19 protein-coding genes are annotated in these 18,925 nt (G+C 33.1%); 9 read left to right on the top strand and 10 right to left on the bottom strand.

Going from position 1 to position 18,925, the window contains the following annotated elements:
• The first annotated feature begins 1 nt into the window (after position 1).
• Complete coding sequence (locus BSF41_RS10945) at positions 2–1,060, top strand: DUF5074 domain-containing protein (RefSeq protein ID WP_095929520.1); 1,059 nt, start codon at positions 2–4, stop codon at positions 1,058–1,060.
• An 82-nt stretch (positions 1,061–1,142) separates the two neighbouring features.
• Here the strand turns inward: BSF41_RS10945 and BSF41_RS10940 are convergent, their stop codons facing one another.
• Positions 1,143–2,603 carry a S41 family peptidase gene (locus BSF41_RS10940; protein WP_095929519.1) on the bottom strand — a complete coding sequence of 487 codons (1,461 nt, stop codon included), beginning with the start codon at positions 2,601–2,603 and terminating at the stop codon, positions 1,143–1,145.
• 168 nt (positions 2,604–2,771) lie between these two features.
• Here BSF41_RS10940 and BSF41_RS10935 point away from each other — a divergent pair, with 168 nt between their 5' ends.
• The 5 genes from BSF41_RS10935 (at position 2,772) to yiaA (ending at position 5,449) form a co-directional block, all read left to right on the top strand.
• On the top strand, positions 2,772–3,281 hold the full coding sequence (locus BSF41_RS10935) for an RNA polymerase sigma factor (protein WP_008464858.1): 510 nt from the start codon (positions 2,772–2,774) through the stop codon (positions 3,279–3,281).
• Positions 3,268–3,729: a hypothetical protein gene (locus BSF41_RS10930; RefSeq protein ID WP_095929518.1), complete on the top strand. Its 462-nt coding sequence runs from the start codon at positions 3,268–3,270 to the stop codon at positions 3,727–3,729. The genes BSF41_RS10935 and BSF41_RS10930 overlap by 14 nt, the downstream gene beginning before the upstream one ends.
• Positions 3,730–3,747: 18 nt before the next feature.
• Entirely contained in the window at positions 3,748–4,323 is a 576-nt protein-coding gene (locus BSF41_RS10925; RefSeq protein WP_253251806.1) for a DUF4252 domain-containing protein, read from the top strand.
• Between the two features lie 2 nt (positions 4,324–4,325).
• Positions 4,326–4,865, top strand: a complete 540-nt coding sequence (locus tag BSF41_RS10920; protein WP_095929517.1) for a DUF4252 domain-containing protein — start codon at positions 4,326–4,328, stop codon at positions 4,863–4,865.
• A 185-nt stretch (positions 4,866–5,050) separates the two neighbouring features.
• On the top strand, positions 5,051–5,449 hold the full coding sequence (gene yiaA, locus BSF41_RS10915; protein WP_095929516.1) for an inner membrane protein YiaA: 399 nt from the start codon (positions 5,051–5,053) through the stop codon (positions 5,447–5,449).
• Positions 5,450–5,515: 66 nt separating this feature from the next.
• Here yiaA and BSF41_RS10910 read toward each other — a convergent pair whose 3' ends face one another.
• The 3 genes from BSF41_RS10910 to rpmH all read right to left on the bottom strand — a co-directional run bounded on the left by BSF41_RS10910 (position 5,516) and on the right by rpmH (position 10,171).
• The gene (locus BSF41_RS10910) at positions 5,516–6,757 is read right to left on the bottom strand and encodes a M57 family metalloprotease (protein WP_172426886.1); all 1,242 of its coding nucleotides are present in this window, start codon (positions 6,755–6,757) and stop codon (positions 5,516–5,518) included.
• A gap of 251 nt (positions 6,758–7,008) precedes the next feature.
• On the bottom strand, positions 7,009–9,864 hold the full coding sequence (gene carB, locus BSF41_RS10905; protein ID WP_095929514.1) for a carbamoyl-phosphate synthase large subunit: 2,856 nt from the start codon (positions 9,862–9,864) through the stop codon (positions 7,009–7,011).
• A gap of 145 nt (positions 9,865–10,009) precedes the next feature.
• On the bottom strand, positions 10,010–10,171 hold the full coding sequence (gene rpmH / locus BSF41_RS10900; RefSeq protein ID WP_008464848.1) for a 50S ribosomal protein L34: 162 nt from the start codon (positions 10,169–10,171) through the stop codon (positions 10,010–10,012).
• 169 nt (positions 10,172–10,340) lie between these two features.
• Here rpmH and BSF41_RS10895 point away from each other — a divergent pair, with 169 nt between their 5' ends.
• A complete protein-coding gene (locus tag BSF41_RS10895; protein WP_011921618.1) occupies positions 10,341–10,856 on the top strand; it encodes a hypothetical protein in 516 nt (171 codons plus the stop codon).
• A 264-nt stretch (positions 10,857–11,120) separates the two neighbouring features.
• On the opposite strand, the gene BSF41_RS10890 is transcribed toward BSF41_RS10895, so the two are convergent.
• Positions 11,121–11,777 carry an alpha/beta hydrolase gene (locus tag BSF41_RS10890; RefSeq protein WP_095929513.1) on the bottom strand — a complete coding sequence of 219 codons (657 nt, stop codon included), beginning with the start codon at positions 11,775–11,777 and terminating at the stop codon, positions 11,121–11,123.
• A 291-nt stretch (positions 11,778–12,068) separates the two neighbouring features.
• Between BSF41_RS10890 and BSF41_RS10885 the strand changes: the two genes are divergently transcribed.
• Complete coding sequence (locus BSF41_RS10885; protein WP_250837246.1) at positions 12,069–12,371, top strand: GNAT family N-acetyltransferase; 303 nt, start codon at positions 12,069–12,071, stop codon at positions 12,369–12,371.
• Here BSF41_RS10885 and BSF41_RS10880 read toward each other — a convergent pair.
• The 4 genes from BSF41_RS10880 to BSF41_RS10870 form a co-directional block, all read right to left on the bottom strand.
• Complete coding sequence (locus BSF41_RS10880) at positions 12,368–13,798, bottom strand: anion permease (protein ID WP_095929512.1); 1,431 nt, start codon at positions 13,796–13,798, stop codon at positions 12,368–12,370. The two genes, BSF41_RS10885 and BSF41_RS10880, sit on opposite strands and share 4 nt — an antisense overlap.
• Positions 13,799–13,818: 20 nt before the next feature.
• Complete coding sequence (locus BSF41_RS23970; RefSeq protein WP_253251805.1) at positions 13,819–14,415, bottom strand: hypothetical protein; 597 nt, start codon at positions 14,413–14,415, stop codon at positions 13,819–13,821.
• 45 nt (positions 14,416–14,460) lie between these two features.
• Positions 14,461–14,898 carry a porin gene (locus tag BSF41_RS23965; RefSeq protein WP_253251804.1) on the bottom strand — a complete coding sequence of 146 codons (438 nt, stop codon included), beginning with the start codon at positions 14,896–14,898 and terminating at the stop codon, positions 14,461–14,463.
• A 307-nt stretch (positions 14,899–15,205) separates the two neighbouring features.
• Positions 15,206–16,840, bottom strand: coding sequence for an ABC-F family ATP-binding cassette domain-containing protein (locus BSF41_RS10870; protein ID WP_095929511.1), 1,635 nt, complete (start codon positions 16,838–16,840; stop codon positions 15,206–15,208).
• A 245-nt stretch (positions 16,841–17,085) separates the two neighbouring features.
• On the opposite strand from BSF41_RS10870, the gene BSF41_RS10865 reads away from it, so the two are divergent.
• Positions 17,086–17,529 carry a PepSY-like domain-containing protein gene (locus BSF41_RS10865; protein ID WP_095929510.1) on the top strand — a complete coding sequence of 148 codons (444 nt, stop codon included), beginning with the start codon at positions 17,086–17,088 and terminating at the stop codon, positions 17,527–17,529.
• Between the two features lie 114 nt (positions 17,530–17,643).
• Here the strand turns inward: BSF41_RS10865 and BSF41_RS10860 are convergent, their stop codons facing one another.
• Entirely contained in the window at positions 17,644–18,819 is a 1,176-nt protein-coding gene (locus tag BSF41_RS10860; RefSeq protein WP_095929509.1) for a GlmU family protein, read from the bottom strand.
• Between the last annotated feature and the right edge of the window lie 106 nt (positions 18,820–18,925).

Raw genomic sequence — 18,925 nt, 5'->3', positions numbered from 1 at the left:
AATGAAACTAACTAGATTATTTTTAGTAGCACTTAGCGTTTCGCTTTTTGTTTCTTGTTCTAATGACGATGACTCCAATGATCCAAAAGGAGTTTATGATGATGGAATTTTCATCTTAAATGAGGGAAATTTTACTGATGGAGGTTCTGTTTCTTTCGTTAGCGACGATTTAAATACTTTCACAAAAGATGTATACAGTACTGTAAATGGTTCTGATTTTGTTGGAAAATATCTTCAGAATATCTTTTTTGATGGAGATAAAGCATACATTATTGCTGGCGGTTCTAATGTTATAAATGTAGTAAATCGTTATACATTTAAACTTGAAGCAAAAATCGAAACTGGCCTAATTACTCCAAGATATGGTGTTGTAAAAGACGGAAAAGCTTATGTAACTAATGCCAATACTTACGCGTCGAACACAAACCCAGCTGGTAATACAGATGATTTTATCGCTGTTATCAATTTAGCTACAAACAAAGTAGAATCTACAATTGCTTTAAACGCAACAGCTAATCATATCGAAGTTTACAACAATAAACTTTATGTAACTGAACCTTACAATAACGATAAATTACTTGTAGTAAATCCAGCAACAAACAAGCTTGAAACTTCTGTAACTATTGGTTTAGGAGCAGATACAATGGAAATTAAAGATGGTGTTTTATACACCATTAGAAGCTCATACGGAGAAAGAAGTGAAATTTTAAAAGTAAAATTGTCTGACAATTCTATCAGCAAAATTACTTTTCCAGAAGCTCTTGATGGAGTTAGAAACCTAGACATTTACAACAATAAAATATACTATACTCTAGAAACTGCAGTTTACGCTATGGATTACACCGCAACATCAGCTTCTACAACTCCAATTTTCGAATACAGCTCAACTTCTGAGTACGGAAAAATGTATGGTTTTGCTGTAAAAGATGATAGAATCTTTATTGCAGATGGTGGTGATTTTGCTTCAAGCAGTAAAGCTTATATTTATAACTTAAGCGGAAGCTTATTAAAAGAATTAACTGTTGGTTTAGGTCCAAACGGATTCTACTTTAACGATTAATTTTACCTTTAGAATTAGTTTTTGTTTTTTTATGGAAAAGGCTTTCAGTGATGAAAGCCTTTTCTATTTATTACATAATTTCTTAAAAACTCTTTGGAGCATTTTGAAAATACATTCCGTGTCTTAATCCGTTTATAATTTTTGAATCTGTCACATAAGGATGTTCTGGTTCAGAATCGTTTAGAACTCTTCTAGCAGAAACACCTGTAATTTTTGAAATAGCTAGATTAAGCAAAGGCTCAGACGTTTCACCTAAAACTCCATAGGTATCCAAATATTCTCTTTGCACAAAAGTAGGTTGCAAACCTTGAGTATAATCTCCAAAACCTGCAGAATTTGAAATTTTAAACACTAAAGGCTGCATTGCATATTTATGATTTGGATTAATTCCTTTTTTAGTAAATAAAGTTTCTGAATCATAAATCGTATACGAACCCACATTTTTACCTGTCGTAGTTTCTCCAATCTGAACTACATTAATATAAGGCGTTAATCCGTTAACAACCAATTCGCTGGCAGATGCAGTACTAGCCGTTGTAATAATATAGACAGTACTTAAGTTTAAGCTATTTAGCGCTTTTCCATCAATATTATTTACAAATCTGTAATTCAAACTTTCTAAATCATCAGCAGTCATATCTTTCATCCACTTTGTATTAAACTGCGTTTTAGCAAAAATCTGATTATCAAACTGTCCTGTAATCATACTAGAAAGTCTAATTGAAGATGTAACAGATCCTCCTCCATTATATCGAAGATCTAAAACTAGGTCTGTTATTCCTTGCGATTTGAATTCGCCAAAAGCCTGATTTAATTTCTCGTCATATCCTGGATAAAAACCATTGTACATTAAATACCCAATTTTATGGCTTCCAGAAGGAATCACTTTACTGATTAAAATAGGATTTTCTTCTAAAACAGTTTTCGTCAAGTCAACCGATTTTCCATTCAAAACATAACTGCTTCCATTATAATCTGCCAAGTTTAGCGTATAACTATCCTTGTTCAATAATAATTCTTGATAATTTGAAACCGTAAGTTTCACACCATTTACACTCGTAAATAGATCACCACGCTTAATGGCTTTAGTAGAAGCATCAGAATTTGGAATAATATATCGTACAAAACCTACCACATCATTCGATCCTGAAGATACGCGGCTCAATGTAAAGTCAACACCATTATTTTTTGTAACACCGCTTAACTCCTGTTCCAAAACAGTGTAATCTTCAACAATCCAACTGAAACGGTCAATGGCATCGCCATTTGGATATTTACTCACAGGCCTGTTCAATAAATCTTCAAACAAATCCTCTGAATGAGAATATCCTCTTAAAAACTGATTAAAATTGGGCTGCAAATTACGGCCATCTGCTAGATTGGGCACATCAGCCTGCCATAAGTAGACTTCATTTAGTCCTCTCCAAATAAAATTATTAATCTGCAAGTCTGCTGGAGCTGCAACATCATCCTGATCTTCACAAGACTGTAAAGAAAATGCGAATAAAAAGAGAAAAAGAATACTCTTTAAATTTGTTTTCATATCGTGTAGGTTATATATTCTGAATAAACGTAAAAATAGTATCTTTAGTTTTAGCTTTATCTTAAAAGCAGTATTTTTTTTACATAAAAAAATATTTTCTTTTTTGTTGTAACAAATATAATTGTGTCTCGTCTTGAATATATAAGCTAACGATTAACCATCAGATTAATGAACCAAGTTGTATTTATAGAATTAATAAATCCTTTTAAAGACAAAGTTTTTCGTCTGGCAAAAAGATTGCTTACTAGCACCGAAGAAGCAGAAGATGCAACTCAGGAAGTAATGGTAAAATTATGGAACAAAAAAGACAATCTGCAAAGCTATAATAGCGTAGAAGCATTGGCGATGACTATGACCAAAAATTATTGTCTCGATCAGCTAAAATCTAAAAGGGCTAGCAATCTGCAAATTGTTCACAACAACTTTACCGATCGGCAGCCGCAATTGGATAAAAAACTGGAAGATCAAGACAGTTTAGAATGGGTTGAAAAAATTATAAATGAGATGCCCGAACAAATGCAATTATTAATTCAGCTACGAGATGTGGAGCAATATGAATTTGAAGAAATAGCCAAAATCGTTAATATGAACGAAACGGCAATACGAGTGGCGCTTTCGAGAGCAAGAAAAAAAATTAGAGAATCAATGACAAATACACACCTTTATGGAACTAAATAAAATAGAAGATATATTAGAAAAATACTTTCAGGGAGAAACTTCTATTGCTGAGGAAAATCAATTAAAAGAATATTTCTCTTCACCAAATGTTGCGCAGCATTTGGAGCAATACAAATCTATGTTTGGCTATTTCTCTCATGCAAAAGAACAGAAATCAACGTATGAAATTCCACTACAATCTAAGAAACGTAACGTAGCGTGGTTATCGATTGCGGCATCAGCTGTTGTTTTGCTGGGAATTGGAACCTATTATTTTGCGAGCGAACAAAAAAACACTACTGCAGTAGCTTCGAAAACAGAATTAGGAACCTATGATGATCCCGAAGAAGCGCTTAAAGCAACACAAAAAGCTTTGGCATTATTATCAAGCAATGTTAATGTAGGTATTGAAAGTGTACACTACATTAATGAATTCGAACAATCAAAAAACAAAATTTTTAAACAGTAATTAAACACAAAAATAGTCATGAAATCAACGATTCACGAATACCAAAAAAGCAATAAACTAAGTATGAGTAAAAACTTCATTATAACTTTAGTATTCGCATTAGTAAGCACAACATTCTACGCACAAGGCGCTTTTGACAAATTTGATGGTCAGGATGAAGTAACTTCAGTAATTGTAAACAAAAAAATGTTCGATTTAATGAGCAAAGTAAAAGTTGACGCTTCTGATAAAGAAACACAGCAGTATATTGCTCTAATTAAAAAACTGGATTACTTAAAAGTGTTTACCACTAAAAATCCAAAAATCGAAGCAGACATGAAAGCTACTGCCGACAAATACGTAAAAACTGCCGGTCTAGAAGAATTAATGCGTGTAAATGATGGCGGGAAAAATGTTAGAATAATGGTAAAATCTGGCGCTACAGATACTCAAATAAAAGAATTATTAATGTATGTGGATGGTGCAAAAAACGACGAAACTGTTTTATTATCTTTAACTGGTAATTTTGATCTAAACGAAATCTCAGTATTAACAGATAAAATGCAACTTCCTGGCGGTACAGACTTAAAGAAAGCTTCTAAAGGCAAAAAATAACAATGAGAACAAATATTTTCATCTTAGCACTTACGGCTCTTCTAACTTTAGGAAGCTGTAATTCTGAACCAACATTACAAAAGTATTTTGTTGAAAATTCGGAGAAAAAAGATTTCATAGCATTAGATGTTTCACCAAACATCCTGAATGTGGATAAAACAAATCTATCAGCAGAACAAAACGAAGCTTTAAATTCGTTTGACAAAATGAATATTCTAGCTTTCAAAGCTGATCAAAACAATCAGGCACAGTTTGAGACAGAACGAAATAAAGTAAAAGCCATATTAAAAGATCCGAAATATCAAGAGTTAATGAAAATTGGTTCTGGCAAAGACGGTGCTTCTGTTAGCTATGTTGGTAGTGATGATAATATTAAAGAGTTTATCATTTTTGCCAATAGAAAAGAAAATGGGTTTGCCGTAGTTAGGGTTTTAGGCGAAAACATGAATCCAAACAACATTATGACTTTAATGTCTGTTTTACAGAAATCTAAAATAGATATGGAACAGTTAAAACCTTTAGAACAATTGCTTAAAAAATAATACAATCTTACTTTTTAAATTAAGAAAGCTCCAATATATTGGGGCTTTTTTTATAACATCTGCTAAGATTATACTTATTAATTTGTTTGCGTTTTCATTTTGCCATTAATCAAATTTAATTACATTTACGAACTGAGATTACCAAAAAAAACAAATCTCAAAAATCTAATTTAACCAGAATTAATATGATACAAAAAACTTCAAATGCCTTTATTGCGGCATCTTGGGTAGCTCTTGGAGCTGGAACTGTCGGTTTTATCGTTGGACTAGCAAGAGCTGAAATGTTATTAAATGAAAAAGGATACTATTTTACCGTTTTAATGTTCGGTCTTTTTGCCGTAGTTTCTTTGCAAAAAAGCGTTAGAGACAGACTTGAAAAACTTCCTGTAACAGATATTTATTACGGAATCTGCTGGTTCGGAACATTACTTTCAATCGTTCTTTTGGTTGTTGGATTATGGAATGCAACAATTCTTCCTAGCGAAAAAGGTTTCTATGCTTTTGCTTTTCTATTAGCGTTATTCGGTGCAATTTCAGTTCAGAAAAATACTAGAGACAATATGAACTTTGGTCAAAGTGAATAAATTTAGAACTGAATAAATACAAAAAAGCTCCAATTTTCATTGGAGCTTTTTAACAAAATTATAAGTCTATTTCAATATAATATCTGGTTTAGTATAATCATAAACTATATTATTAGGAACATATCCAAGAGAAAAATTTAACGGATTTTCTTTATCAACAATTTTTGTATATAAGTAATACTTATTAAATGGAAAATTCTTATCACTTAAATTATATCTAAAAACTTTGGTAGTTCGTGGTTGCTGAGTAGTATATATATAACCTAAAACTAGATCATCAACCGATGAAGTTGTAGTACTTAATTTATGATCTTTGACTGAAGGTATATTAACTGATCTGTACAATGGAACCGTTTCTGGAACTTGTGTTGAATATAAATAACCAGCATCTCCATCGAAAACATAACCATCTTTACCTGGAGTTATTTCACATGGATTAGTTGAGTAATAGTAATATTGATTTTTTTTATATCTATATAACTTTTTTGTTCCTGTCTCAATTGGGCATATGGTGCTTATTGCAACAATATCATAATAGTTAAAATTGCTCCATCCTGTACGTGCTGCAGCCTTCATTACAGAGTTTTCATCGCCCGAAATAGGAGTAGGAGTACATGGTATATGATAATAGTGCGATTCTATTTGATCGGTATGACCTAATCCAAAAATGTGTCCTAATTCATGAGCCATTGTAAAAAACTTCTTAGATGGATCAGCGGAATTATAATAACTATTTATACTAATTATCTTTCCTGGTCTTCCATCGTAATATGGGAGCTCGGCTGATGCTATAGTGCTACTATTTGAATCTGCTTTAAGCATTTTAACTTTTGGTGTAACATATGGAGTATAATTCGCAGCATCAACAACACTTATAAAAACACTGCTATTTACATTATTCCATTTATCAATAGCTTGGTACAATGCTGTTCTCCATTCCTGCGGTACATCTGGCTCTATATATAATTTATAAGATGATGCTAATTCGGGTTTTACAAAATATTGCCCACTTTGTTGGTTTGTTTTACTTGTAATCTTTGAATTCATATGATTATAACGACCTCTTGCATTTTCTAGTGATATTAACATATCTCCAGACACTATAAAAGTTTCCCTTTCTAAATCATACTTTATTTCCTTAACATCAATTCCTAAAGATTCTACTAGAAAATTTCTTAACGTAGTTATTTCTTCACTATACTCTACTGTAGGTTCTTCAATTCTTTTATCATCATTACTACACTGAATAAAGAATTGTGTAAGACAAAAAATCATCATCATCATTACAATCCTGTTCATTTTTCTCATATATTTTAGTTTTATCATTAAACACAAAAGTAATCGAAATACTACATTATAAAAAATAAAAGTATTTTTTTTCTTATTTTTTACTTATATTACACAAAAGCAAAACGCGTGTTAACAGAATTCGCCAGAGTTGAATAAATATCTAATAGTGAATTAATAATTATCAAAGACAATAAATAATCAGAGTAAAACCTTAAAATAAAAAAGCTCCAATTTTCATTGGAGCTTTCTTTTTATAATAGAATCTGAGATTATTTACTCAAATACATTTTTCTTCTTGAATACAATTCGTAGAATTGATCGTCTTTTAAGTCATCAATAAACAAGATGCTTTCTCCTGTTGATTTCATTTCTGGCCCTAACGCTTTATTTACATTCGGGAATTTACTGAAAGAGAAAACCGGTTGTTTGATTGCGTATCCTTTTAATTGCGGATTGAAATCAAAGTCAGTTACTTTATTGTGACCTAACATTACTTTTGTAGCGTAGTTTACATAAGGTTCTCCATAAGCTTTTGCAATAAACGGAACCGTTCTTGAAGCTCTAGGATTTGCCTCGATGATGTAAACTGTATCATCTTTAATTGCAAACTGAATGTTGATTAAACCAACAGTTTTTAAAGCTCTCGCAATTTTATGCGTATGATCTTTAATTTGCTGCATTACAAATTCTCCTAAGTTGAAAGGAGGCAATGTTGCGTTACTATCTCCAGAGTGAACTCCACAAGGCTCAATGTGCTCCATAATTCCGATGATGTAAACATTTCCATCAGCATCACAAATTGCATCAGCCTCAGCTTCGATTGCTCCTGCTAAGTAATGATCTAAAAGTAATTTGTTTCCTGGAATTGCTTTCAACAAATCGATAACGTGCTCTTCCAACTCTTTTTTGTTGATTACAATCTTCATTCCCTGACCTCCTAATACATAAGAAGGACGAATTAAAAGTGGGAAATCTAAAGTATCTGCCAATTTTGAAGCTTCGTCAGCAGTTTCAGCGATTCCGAATCTTGGGAAAGGAATATGCAATTCAGTCAATAAATCTGAGAATCTTCCTCTGTCTTCTGCTAAGTCAAGTGCATCAAAACTAGTTCCGATGATTTTTACTCCGTATTTAGACAATTTATCTGCTAATTTAAGAGCTGTCTGACCTCCCAACTGCACAATTACACCTTCTGGTTTTTCGTGTTGGATAATGTCATAAATGTGCTCCCAGAAAACTGGTTCGAAGTATAATTTATCAGCAGTATCAAAATCTGTAGAAACCGTTTCAGGGTTACAGTTAATCATGATCGTTTCGTAACCACATTCTTTAGCTGCTAAAACTCCGTGTACACAAGAGTAATCAAATTCGATTCCCTGACCAATTCTGTTTGGTCCAGAACCAAGAACGATTACTTTCTTTTTATCTGTAAGAACACTTTCGTTATCTACATAACGCTCTCCATTTGCTTTTTCGATTTCTGCCTCAAAAGTTGAGTAGTAATAAGGTGTTTTAGCTTTAAATTCAGCTGCACAAGTATCAACCAATTTGAACACACGGTTGATGTTTTTCTCCATACGCAAAGTATGCACTTCACTTTCCAAACAGTTCATCATGTGAGCCAATTGTCTGTCAGCAAAACCTTTTTGTTTTGCCTCAAGCAATAATTCTTTAGGAAGATCTGAAACTTTGTAGTTTGAGATTTCTTTTTCTAAAGTATAAAGCTCTTCGTATTGTTTTAAGAACCACATATCGATTCTTGTAATTTCGTGAATTGTACTCAACGGAATTCCCATTGCAATTGCATCGTAAATTACGAAAACTCTGTCCCAGCTTGCGTAAGTCAGTTTATCGATAATTAATTCGTAATCTTTGTATCCTTTTCCGTCTGCTCCTAAGCCATTTCTTTTAATCTCTAAAGATTGAGTCGCTTTGTGAAGTGCTTCTTGGAAAGAACGTCCAATTCCCATAACCTCACCTACAGATTTCATCTGAAGACCTAAAGTTCTGTCTGAACCTTCAAATTTATCGAAGTTCCAACGTGGTATTTTTACGATTACATAATCTAAAGTTGGTTCGAAAAGAGCCGAAGTCGATTTTGTAATTTGGTTTTGCAACTCATCTAAGTTGTATCCTAAAGCTAATTTAGAAGCGATTTTTGCAATTGGATATCCAGTTGCTTTTGATGCTAAAGCAGAAGAACGAGATACACGAGGATTGATCTCGATGGCTACGATATCTTCTTTTTCATCTGGCGAAACTGCGAATTGTACGTTACATCCTCCAGCAAAATTTCCGATACTTCTCATCATTAAGATAGCGTAGTCACGTAATTTTTGGAAAGTGGTATCAGATAAAGTCATCGCTGGTGCCACTGTAATCGAATCTCCCGTATGGATTCCCATTGGATCCATATTTTCGATAGAACAGATAATTACAACGTTGTCATTTTTATCTCTCAAAAGCTCTAACTCATATTCTTTCCATCCCATCAAAGCTTTATCAATTAAAACTTCGTGAATTGGAGAAGCTTCAAGTCCGCGAGTTAAAAGCTCATCAAAATCTTCTTTTTTGTAAACCACAGCTGCTCCAGTTCCTCCTAGTGTAAACGAAGGACGAATTACAAGCGGGAAACCAAATTCCTGAGCGATTTCTTTTCCTTCAAGGTAAGAAGTAGCTGTTTTTGCAGGTGCAGTTGGTACATTAATTCTTTCTAAAAGCTGCTTAAACTGCTCTCTGTCTTCTGTAATATTAATAGCATTTACATCAACACCGATTAATCTCACTCCGAAATCTTGCCAGATTCCTTTTTCTTCAGCTTCCAAACACAAGTTTAAGGCTGTTTGCCCTCCCATTGTTGGTAAAACAGCATCAATTTGTGGATGTTCCTTAAGAATTTCAATAATCGATTTTGTCGTTAAAGGTTTCAAATAAATATGATCGGCCATAGATGGGTCGGTCATAATCGTCGCTGGATTCGAGTTAATCAAGATAACCTCAATTCCTTCTTCACGAATCGAGCGCGCAGATTGAGATCCCGCATAATCGAATTCGCAAGCTTGGCCAATAACAATAGGTCCTGAACCTATTATTAAAACTGATTTTATTGATGTGTCTTTAGGCATTTTGTATGTATTGTGTAGTTATTTACGATTTAAAAAAACTTTTCTAGTGCACTATAAACTAGAAAGTTGAGAGATTTTTTACCGACAAGGTATAAAAAAAGGCGATACTAAAAAAGTAATCGCCTTATGTATGTTTATACAAACATTATTTTTTGTGTCTAGGCTCGCTAGAAACAGTTAATTTATGTCTTCCTTTTGCTCTTCTACGCGCTAGAACTTTTCTTCCATTCGCAGAAGCCATTCTGTCCATAAATCCGTGCTTATTTCTTCTTTTTCTTTTCGATGGTTGAAACGTTCTTTTGCTCATTGCTTTGTATCTTTAAAAATGGTATCTATTAACTCGTTTATTTGGTTTTGGATATCGTTGTTCAAAAACCGAGTGCAAATATACAAAGACTTTTTTTTCTGGCAAGTACTTTTATAAAAATATTTTTAATTCCTTTTACTATCTTTGCAATCACAAATTTACAATAATTATGTTTCACAAGAATATTAAACTTATTTTGGCCGGACTTCTTGTAGTGGCGGGCATTTGGCAATTTACAGAAAGTAATATTGGGAATGGTATATTCCTTATCTTATTGACTGCAATTCCAATTTTTCTTTATTTTAAAAACGAATTTATCCTTTTAGCCTTCCTTAAATTAAGAAAACAAGACTTCGAAGGTGCTAATAAATGGTTATCATATATCAAAAATCCAGAAGGTGCATTAGTAAGAAAACAACAAGGATACTTAAATTACTTACAAGGTATTATGTTATCTCAAACTAATATCAACCAAGCGGAGAAACATTTCAAAAAAGCAATCGAACTTGGATTATCAATGGATATGGATTTGGCTGTAGCTAAATTAAACCTTGCTGGAGTTGCGATGTCTCGCAGAAGAAAATTGGAAGCGACTAATTTATTAAACGAAGCTAAAAAATTAGACAAACAAGGAATGCTGAAAGAGCAAATCTCTATGATGAAAGAACAAATGAAGAAAATCTAATTTTCTAAATTACAATATTATAAATCCCAAATTCCAAAAGAGTTTGGGATTTTTTATTTTTGATTGTTGAATTTAGATTTTAGATTTTTTACTGAATGAAAATTCTTTGTCTAGTTTGTCATCCTGAGGAACGAAGGATCGCACTCGTAGCTCGACAAACATTGGCAATTCTCTGTATGGAGTTTCTAGTGTGATCCTTCGTTCCTCAGGATGACAAAACTACATACATAAAGTATTGGAATTTGGGATTTTTAAAATTGGAATTTAATCAAGTATAATCGATGGCAAATTCTCATTCAACCATTTATACTTATTCAAGATCATAATATGAGTTCCTCCTTTGACTAAAATACATTTATCAATATACTTAATCGGAAAAACATCATCTTTATCTCCGTGGATATGCACTACATTTTCATCAATTTTATCTCGCTCCCATAAAATTACACTTTCTACCGCCCATTGCAGATATCCTAAATCACGGACAGATAAAAATTTCTCATACAATTTAATTCGTTTATTGACTTTTTCGCCAAATGAAAATTTAGCCAATTTCTCAACATTCAGAATTAACTGCATCGGAATTAGTTTGTAAGCTTTTGTCCTCTTCCCTATTTTCATTCTTCTCGGGAACTCCAAATTGCTTCTTACACTCGATATAATAATAACTTTTCGTGTTTTTATATGTTTTGAAATTTCCTGAACTAGAATTCCGCCAAAAGAAACTCCGACTAACACAGGATTTTCGTGTTTTATATTTTTACTAATTCGAAGCGCATAATCTGATAAAGATTCTTTCGGATTTGGAATTTCCCATTCCAAAAGATGCATTTCAAAAGTATCTTCATCCAATTTTATTCTTTCAAAAATAGATGAACTCGCCGCCAAACCTGGCATAAAATAAACTGGAATTTTACTCATAACATTAAAATGAAATTACCATTAAGACATTTATTCTAAAAAATAAAGTTACTTTTTTTAATGTCACGATAATCAAATTTCAGACCTATTTTATAGCAATTCAAAAAAAATCCAAGTTCAAAACAAAAACTTAAAGTTTATAGCTGCAAAAAATAATTTAATATTGAAAATCAAATGATTACCTTTGCAATTCGAAATATTTCTTGAATTTAAAACTTATAAAGAATTTTCTTTCAATAAAATTTCGAGTCCCAAATTCACTATTTACCAATAACCTAACAAGAAATTACTATGGAATCTTCTGTAACTATGGAAATCAAAGACAACACTTTTGCACGCCAATTTGAAACTGTCATCCCCGAAGGAATGTTAGCAGTTGAGTATTCATTTCAAGAAAAAAAAATCTTTTTAACCAAGATCAATAAACCAGATTCATACGAGAACGAAGAAACGATCAATATGCTGCTTAAAAATATATTAGATTTAAGTTCTGAAAAAAATTACAGAGTAGTTCCTATTCACCCAAAGATTGTTTCGTTTTTCAAAAAAAACCCTAGATACAAAGAATTACTTCCTCCAGGAATCAGAATCTAAAAATATCCAATTACTCGGAGCCACAATCCTCCTATTACCATATAGATAAAGAGCATAACCAAACCAGTTATAAGCCCTTTGATCCACCAGCTCTTTAGGTCAACGTAACCGCTCCCGAAAAATACGGGTGCCGGACCGTGACCATAGTGCGTTAAAGTTCCGTAAAGAGATCCGACAAAACCAAGCATAAATGCTAGCAATAATCCTGGAATTCCGAGCGAAACACCCACACCAAGCAAGGCTGCGTACATTGCTGCAACGTGCGCAGTTGCACTTGCAAAAAGATAATGACTAAAGAAGTATACCAATATAATGATTGGAAAAGCCATCTGCCAGCTTAATCCGCCAATTTCTGCTTTTACTAAATCGCTAAACCATGCGATAAAACCTAATTCATTAAGCGAACTGGCCATCATTACTAGAACAGAAAACCACACAATGGTATCCCAAGCTCCTTTTTCGGCTTTTACATCATCCCAAGTCAAAACTGAAGTTAAAAGTAAAATTACCAATCCGATAAAAGCTGTTGTTGTTGCATCGATAGAAAGCAGATCTCCTGTCATCCAAAGAAAAAGCAGAATAAAAAAGGTCAGCAGCATCATCCATTCATCTCTAGTTATTGCCCCCATTTCTTTCAATTTCTGTGTTGCAATCTGCGGTGCATCTCCAGTCTTTTTTAATTCTGGAGGATAAATTTTATAAAGAACGAACGGAATTACAATAAAAGCACATAACCCCGGAACAATTGCCGCCGCCGCCCAAGACATCCAGCTAATTTTTATTCCTAAATTAAGCGCAAACTTCTGACACATCGGATTACTCGCTGTTCCTGTTAAAAACATTGAAGAAGCAATCAAGTTCATATTATAACTATTTAAAGTTAAATAAGCCCCTAATTTTCTATGTGTTTCTGGCTTGTCTGGCATTGAACCAAAACTCATCGACATTGATTTCATGATCGGATAAACAATTCCTCCTCCTCTAGCCGTATTACTTGGAACAGCTGGCGCTAAAACCAAATCTGCCAATCCTAAACCATACGCGAGCCCTAAAGAACTTTTTCCGAATATTTTTATAAATAAAAAAGCAATTCTGTTTCCCAGACCTGTTTTTATAAATCCTCTTGCTATAAAAAATGAAATTCCGATTAGCCAGATTACCTTATCACCAAATCCTTTTAATGCTAATGTGATCGATTTTCCAGGATCTCCTGGAGCCAAAACCTGAGACATCGCCGTTAAAGCAATTGCAATCATACACATTGTTCCCATCGGAGCCGCTTTTAAGATAATTCCTAAAATAGTAGCTACGAAAATGGCAAATAAATGCCAAGCTTCTGTTACAACTCCTTCTGGAGCTGGAACAAACCAAATGGCAACCAAAACTGCCAGCGTAATTAGGGTCTGTGGAATTTTTACTTCTTTCATAAAAACAAAGATTAAGTGAATTAAATTCTGAGCTGTAACTGAATTAAAAATAAATTATCGTTGTAGGTTGACGTATCTGGAATACTCTTATCAAATCTGTCAATTTCAAATCCCATCTCGATACGTCCTGTATACGATTTTCCGAATTCCAAACTAACCATTGGAGTGTAAGTGGTGCGCACATTTGAATCGATTTTGTAGCTCGGATCAAAAGTTTCGTAGCGACAAGAAATTTCAAATGCGGTGAGTTTTTTATAATCTACTTCATATCTAAAATTCGGCAGAAAATAGATTCCGCGCATTTGACAATCTGCAACATTATCTGTACGGCTAGCAATTGGCAAAGAATAATATAAATTATGGTTTGTTCCTTGCTTATATTCTATCTGCAAATCAAAACTTAGTTTATCGGTTATTTTAAAATCACTGGTAATATCTGCTCCTAATGCAAAAACATCTTCCTTAAAGACTTTTCCAAAACCTCCGTTTAAACCCAGATTAATTTTATGCTCTTTTGACAAACCAAAAACCCATCTTGACGAATATTGTTTTCCGTTATCTTTATCCATTTCTACATTTTTCCCATTTCCGTTTAAAATAGAAACCGCATAATTCACCGGAATTTTTCCAATATCAAAACCTCCTGTCGCTGATGCTCCAATTTAAAAACTTGTCCATCCATTTTTTCCAAATTCATAATACTGATTCGAAAAATCAAAAGATTTAATAATATCTACCGGAACAAGCTCCTCAAGACCAAATGCTGGACGAAATTGCCCTCCTGTTAAAGCTATATATTTATTAAAAGTATATTTCCCGTAGGCATTTTCAAGAACTTTTCCCTTTGGATCAGATTTAAAATCGGCTAAATTGACCAGAATTACAATTTCTGTAGTCTCGCTTAACTTTGTATTTAAACCCACACGCATTCTTTTTATATCAAAAGAACTTTGAACTGCATCTCCCGTTGAATGATGAGTTCCTAAAACGTCTACATTATCTCCAAAACTCTCTAGATATCTTGCTTGAAGAAGCCCTTTTAATTGAAATTGCGGATATTTTACTTCTTCACTCTCTTTTTTATCAGCTCCTTGATTCACATCTCCTTGGGCGTAGAAAAAAAATGGCGTTATAAAAAAAAGAAAAAAAATGGCGATAGTAGACTTTTACTCATAGGCTTAAATTAAATGAAACAGCAATGCTTATATAGTGATTTAAAAATCAGCGTTCTATTCTTGATCAAAAAACTTAATTACTTATAGTCAACACGAAATGGGAATACTAAAGTAACAAAAAAAGATATTTTATGTAAAAAAAATTGCATTAAAACACTGTTACGAATATTGCAACAAAGAAAAAGGGCATAAGAATAAACTTATGCCCTTTAAAAATTATATTGAAAAAATATTATTTCTCTATCTCTCTCATAGAATCCATTTTCTTATGCGCTAAGAAACCAGCCACATCTTCAAAGTGTTCCTTCACTCTTTTATTTCCAAATTCAAAAACTTTCGTCGCTAATCCGTCAAGGAAATCACGGTCGTGAGAAACCAAGATCAAAGTTCCGTCGAAATCGCGTAAAGCATCTTTAATAATGTCTTTGGTTTTCATATCCAAGTGATTCGAAGGCTCATCTAGAATTAACAAGTTAACTGGCTCCAACAATAATTTAATCATTGCCAAACGGGTTTTCTCTCCTCCAGAAAGCACTTTTACTTTTTTAGTAATATCATCACCTTGAAACATGAAAGCTCCCAAAATATTTTTGATTTGTGTTCTGATATCGCCAACTGCAATGCTATCGATTGTTTCAAAAATGGTAGCATTTTCATCTAACAAAGCCGCTTGATTTTGAGCAAAATATCCGATCTGTGCATTATGACCAATTTCTACGCTTCCTGAATCAACGCCAATTTCTTTCATAATGGCTTTAATCATTGTCGATTTTCCTTCACCATTTTTCCCAACAAAAGCTACTTTTTGTCCGCGCTCGATTACAATGTTTGCATCTTTAAATACTACGTGATCTCCGTAAGCTTTAGACATTTCTTTTACAATAACAGGATATTGCCCAGAACGTGCTGCTGGCGGGAATTTTAATCGTAAGGCCGATGTGTCTACTTCATCAACCTGAACAATTTCCAATTTTTCAAGCATTTTTACACGAGACTGAACGGCATCTGTTTTAGAGAATGTTCCTTTGAAACGGTCAATAAAAGCACGGTTTTCTGCAATCATTTTTTGTTGCTCATCATATGCTTTTTGCTGGTGGATTCTACGATCTTTTCTTAATTCTAAATAATGAGTATATTTTGCTTTATAATCATAAATCCTTCCCATTGTAACCTCAATAGTACGATTGGTGATATTATCAACAAAAGCTCTATCGTGCGAGATTACCACTACGGCTTTAGCTTGGTTTAGCAAAAATTCCTCTAACCACTGAATACTTTCAATATCCATATGATTCGTTGGCTCATCTAGCAAAATCAAATCAGGTTTTCTCAATAGGATTTTAGCCAATTCAATACGCATTCTCCATCCTCCTGAAAATTCAGAAGTTTGACGTCCAAAATCTTCACGTTCAAAACCTAAACCAACCAAAATTTTTTCAACTTCAGCTTCGTAGTTTACTTCTTCAATTGCATAAAATTTTTCGCTTAAGTCAGAAACTCTTTCGATCAATTTCATGTATTCGTCACTTTCATAATCTGTACGAACTGTCAATTGCTCATTAATATCATCGATTTCGGCTTTCATTGTAAAAATTTCACTAAAAGCTTTTGATGCTTCTTCCATAACCGTTGCACCATCTTCGGTAAGCAAATGCTGTGGCAAGTAAGCGATTACAGCTTCTTTTGGAGCAGAAATACTTCCGGTTGAAGGTTTGTTTGCACCTGCAATTATCTTTAAAAGTGTAGATTTTCCCGCACCATTTTTACCCATAAGGGCAATTTTGTCATTTTCATTAATAGCAAAAGAAACATCGCTAAAAAGTGTAGTTCCACCAAACTGAACCGAAATATCGTTAACTGTAATCATTTGTGTTTGTTAATTTGTTTAATCGGTTAATCGTTTATCTGACTACCCATTTTTTTTTCGTGCTGCAAAGATAGATTAATTAGATAATTAGGCAATTTGAAAATTAGATAATTATGAAAATGTGTTGTCCAGATAATTTACAAATTAAATAATGTCTTAATCGCAAAGAACGAAACCCCAATCATTTTTTAATATTTCAAAATTTTAGTCTTAACTTGTACTATAATTTTAAAAATCAGCAAAATATGAGAACGAAATTAAAACTGACAATCTGCTTAATTACGGGATTACTATTTGGACTTACTACAAATGCACAAAAAACTGTAATTAAAAAAGAGGCTTTACCGGGAAACGCACAAACATTCTTAAAAACACATTTTGGATCTAAGAAACCTAGCTATATATTAGAAGACAAAGAAATTCTATCTACAGAATACAAAGTTCAATTTAGCAATCAAACAGAAATTGAATTTGACAAAAAAGGAAACTGGAAAGAAGTGGATGCTAAAACTGGAAAAGTTCCAAAATCTATTATCCCAAAAAAAATTGCTTCTTACATAAAAGCAAATTTCCCTAAAGAAGACGTAACCAAAATAGAAATTGGTTCTTCTGGATATGAAACAAAATTAACCAATGGTTTAGAATTAAAATTCAACTTAAAAGGGGATTTTACTAAGATTGATAAATAAGTAAAATTAGAAAATATGTCAATTAGGAAATTAGAAAATTCTCTAAAACCTTAAAATAACAAAACCCGACAGGTTTTAAAAACCTGTCGGGTTTGCTATAATTATCTAATTAAATTAGTCTTTTCTCCATTTTTTTGTTTCTTCAAAAATGTGCTCCATAATTGCAACTTCCGTTGCATCGAATTCTATATTTCTTCGGCTCATCACTAACCTCGCTGTTTCAAAAGCTTTTTTAGTTACATAAGTTGTAAAACCTGCTGCTCCTCCCCAAGAAAAACTAGGAACAAAATTACGAGGAAATCCAGAACCAAAAATATTAGCGCTTACACCAACAACAGTTCCTGTATTAAACATCGTATTGATTCCGCATTTACTATGATCTCCCATCATTAAACCACAAAACTGAAGTCCGGTTTTAGCAAAACCTTCTGTTTCATAGCTCCATAATTTTACTTCTTCGTAATTGTTTTTTAGGTTTGAGTTATTAGAATCTGCTCCAATGTTACACCATTCCCCTAGAACAGAATCTCCTAAAAATCCTTCATGCCCTTTATTTGAATTGGCAAAAAGAACTGAGTTTTTAACTTCTCCGCCTATTCTCGATCCTGGCCCAACAGTCGTTGCACCATAAACCTTCGCCGACATTTTTACCATTGCATTTTCACATAAAGCAAAAGGTCCGCGAATAACCGTGCCTTCCATAATTTCGGTATTCTTACCTATATATATAGGGCCGTTTGAAGCGTTTAAAGTTACAAACTCTAGTTTTGCACCTTCTTCAATAAAAATATTTTCTGGAGCAATTACATTAACGCTTTTAGGAATGGGTTGCGAAGTACGATCTTCTGTCAAGTATTTAAAATCTTGACGAATCGCTGCATCGTTTTTTGAGAAAATATCCCAAGTATGCTCTATCGTAATACAATCTTCATTGTACTGAATAATTTCATAAGAATCAAAATCGACTTCTTCTTGGTTTTCGTTTGCAAAAAATGCAATTACATCTTCACCTTTAAAGATTGCTTGGTTTTCTGTTAAATTAGAAACCATCTCTGCAAGAGTATCATTTGGCAAATACGCTGCATTGATCATTACATTTTCCTCCATTTCAACCATTGGGAATTTCTCTGATAAATATTCCTCTGTTATAGTCGTGATTGTCGAACCAAGATATTTTTCCCATTTCTGGCGTATTGTCATGATTCCTACCAAAATATCAGCTACTGGACGTGTAAAAGTAAAGGGTAATAAAGCATTCCGAACGGGACCGTCGAAAAGAATGTAGTTCATAAATAATTGAGTGTTTGTTAAAATTTGATTTGGTTACCTGGCACCAAAGTTACAAATATTTTACCGGTTTAGTAAAAAACCATTTTAACGAAAAGTAATATTTAAC

Origin of the sequence: Flavobacterium sp. ACN2 (genome assembly GCF_002303885.1) — a bacterium.
Lineage (GTDB): Bacteria > Bacteroidota > Bacteroidia > Flavobacteriales > Flavobacteriaceae > Flavobacterium.
The sequence above is the reverse complement of the archived record's forward strand: the minus strand, read 5'-3'. Positions and strand labels throughout refer to the sequence as shown.

Bases quoted from the DNA above. Each gene is read 5' to 3' on its own strand.
- BSF41_RS10945 (WP_095929520.1), top strand. From the start codon at position 2: ATGAAACTAACTAGATTATTTTTAGTAGCACTTAGCGTTTCGCTTTTT.
- BSF41_RS10940 (WP_095929519.1), bottom strand. From the start codon at position 2,603: ATGAAAACAAATTTAAAGAGTATTCTTTTTCTCTTTTTATTCGCATTT.
- BSF41_RS10935 (WP_008464858.1), top strand. From the start codon at position 2,772: ATGAACCAAGTTGTATTTATAGAATTAATAAATCCTTTTAAAGACAAA.
- BSF41_RS10930 (WP_095929518.1), top strand. From the start codon at position 3,268: ATGGAACTAAATAAAATAGAAGATATATTAGAAAAATACTTTCAGGGA.
- BSF41_RS10925 (WP_253251806.1), top strand. From the start codon at position 3,748: ATGAAATCAACGATTCACGAATACCAAAAAAGCAATAAACTAAGTATG.
- BSF41_RS10920 (WP_095929517.1), top strand. From the start codon at position 4,326: ATGAGAACAAATATTTTCATCTTAGCACTTACGGCTCTTCTAACTTTA.
- yiaA (WP_095929516.1), top strand. From the start codon at position 5,051: ATGATACAAAAAACTTCAAATGCCTTTATTGCGGCATCTTGGGTAGCT.
- BSF41_RS10910 (WP_172426886.1), bottom strand. From the start codon at position 6,757: ATGAGAAAAATGAACAGGATTGTAATGATGATGATGATTTTTTGTCTT.
- carB (WP_095929514.1), bottom strand. From the start codon at position 9,864: ATGCCTAAAGACACATCAATAAAATCAGTTTTAATAATAGGTTCAGGA.
- rpmH (WP_008464848.1), bottom strand. From the start codon at position 10,171: ATGAGCAAAAGAACGTTTCAACCATCGAAAAGAAAAAGAAGAAATAAG.
- BSF41_RS10895 (WP_011921618.1), top strand. From the start codon at position 10,341: ATGTTTCACAAGAATATTAAACTTATTTTGGCCGGACTTCTTGTAGTG.
- BSF41_RS10890 (WP_095929513.1), bottom strand. From the start codon at position 11,777: ATGAGTAAAATTCCAGTTTATTTTATGCCAGGTTTGGCGGCGAGTTCA.
- BSF41_RS10885 (WP_250837246.1), top strand. From the start codon at position 12,069: ATGGAATCTTCTGTAACTATGGAAATCAAAGACAACACTTTTGCACGC.
- BSF41_RS10880 (WP_095929512.1), bottom strand. From the start codon at position 13,798: ATGAAAGAAGTAAAAATTCCACAGACCCTAATTACGCTGGCAGTTTTG.
- BSF41_RS10870 (WP_095929511.1), bottom strand. From the start codon at position 16,840: ATGATTACAGTTAACGATATTTCGGTTCAGTTTGGTGGAACTACACTT.
- BSF41_RS10865 (WP_095929510.1), top strand. From the start codon at position 17,086: ATGAGAACGAAATTAAAACTGACAATCTGCTTAATTACGGGATTACTA.
- BSF41_RS10860 (WP_095929509.1), bottom strand. From the start codon at position 18,819: ATGAACTACATTCTTTTCGACGGTCCCGTTCGGAATGCTTTATTACCC.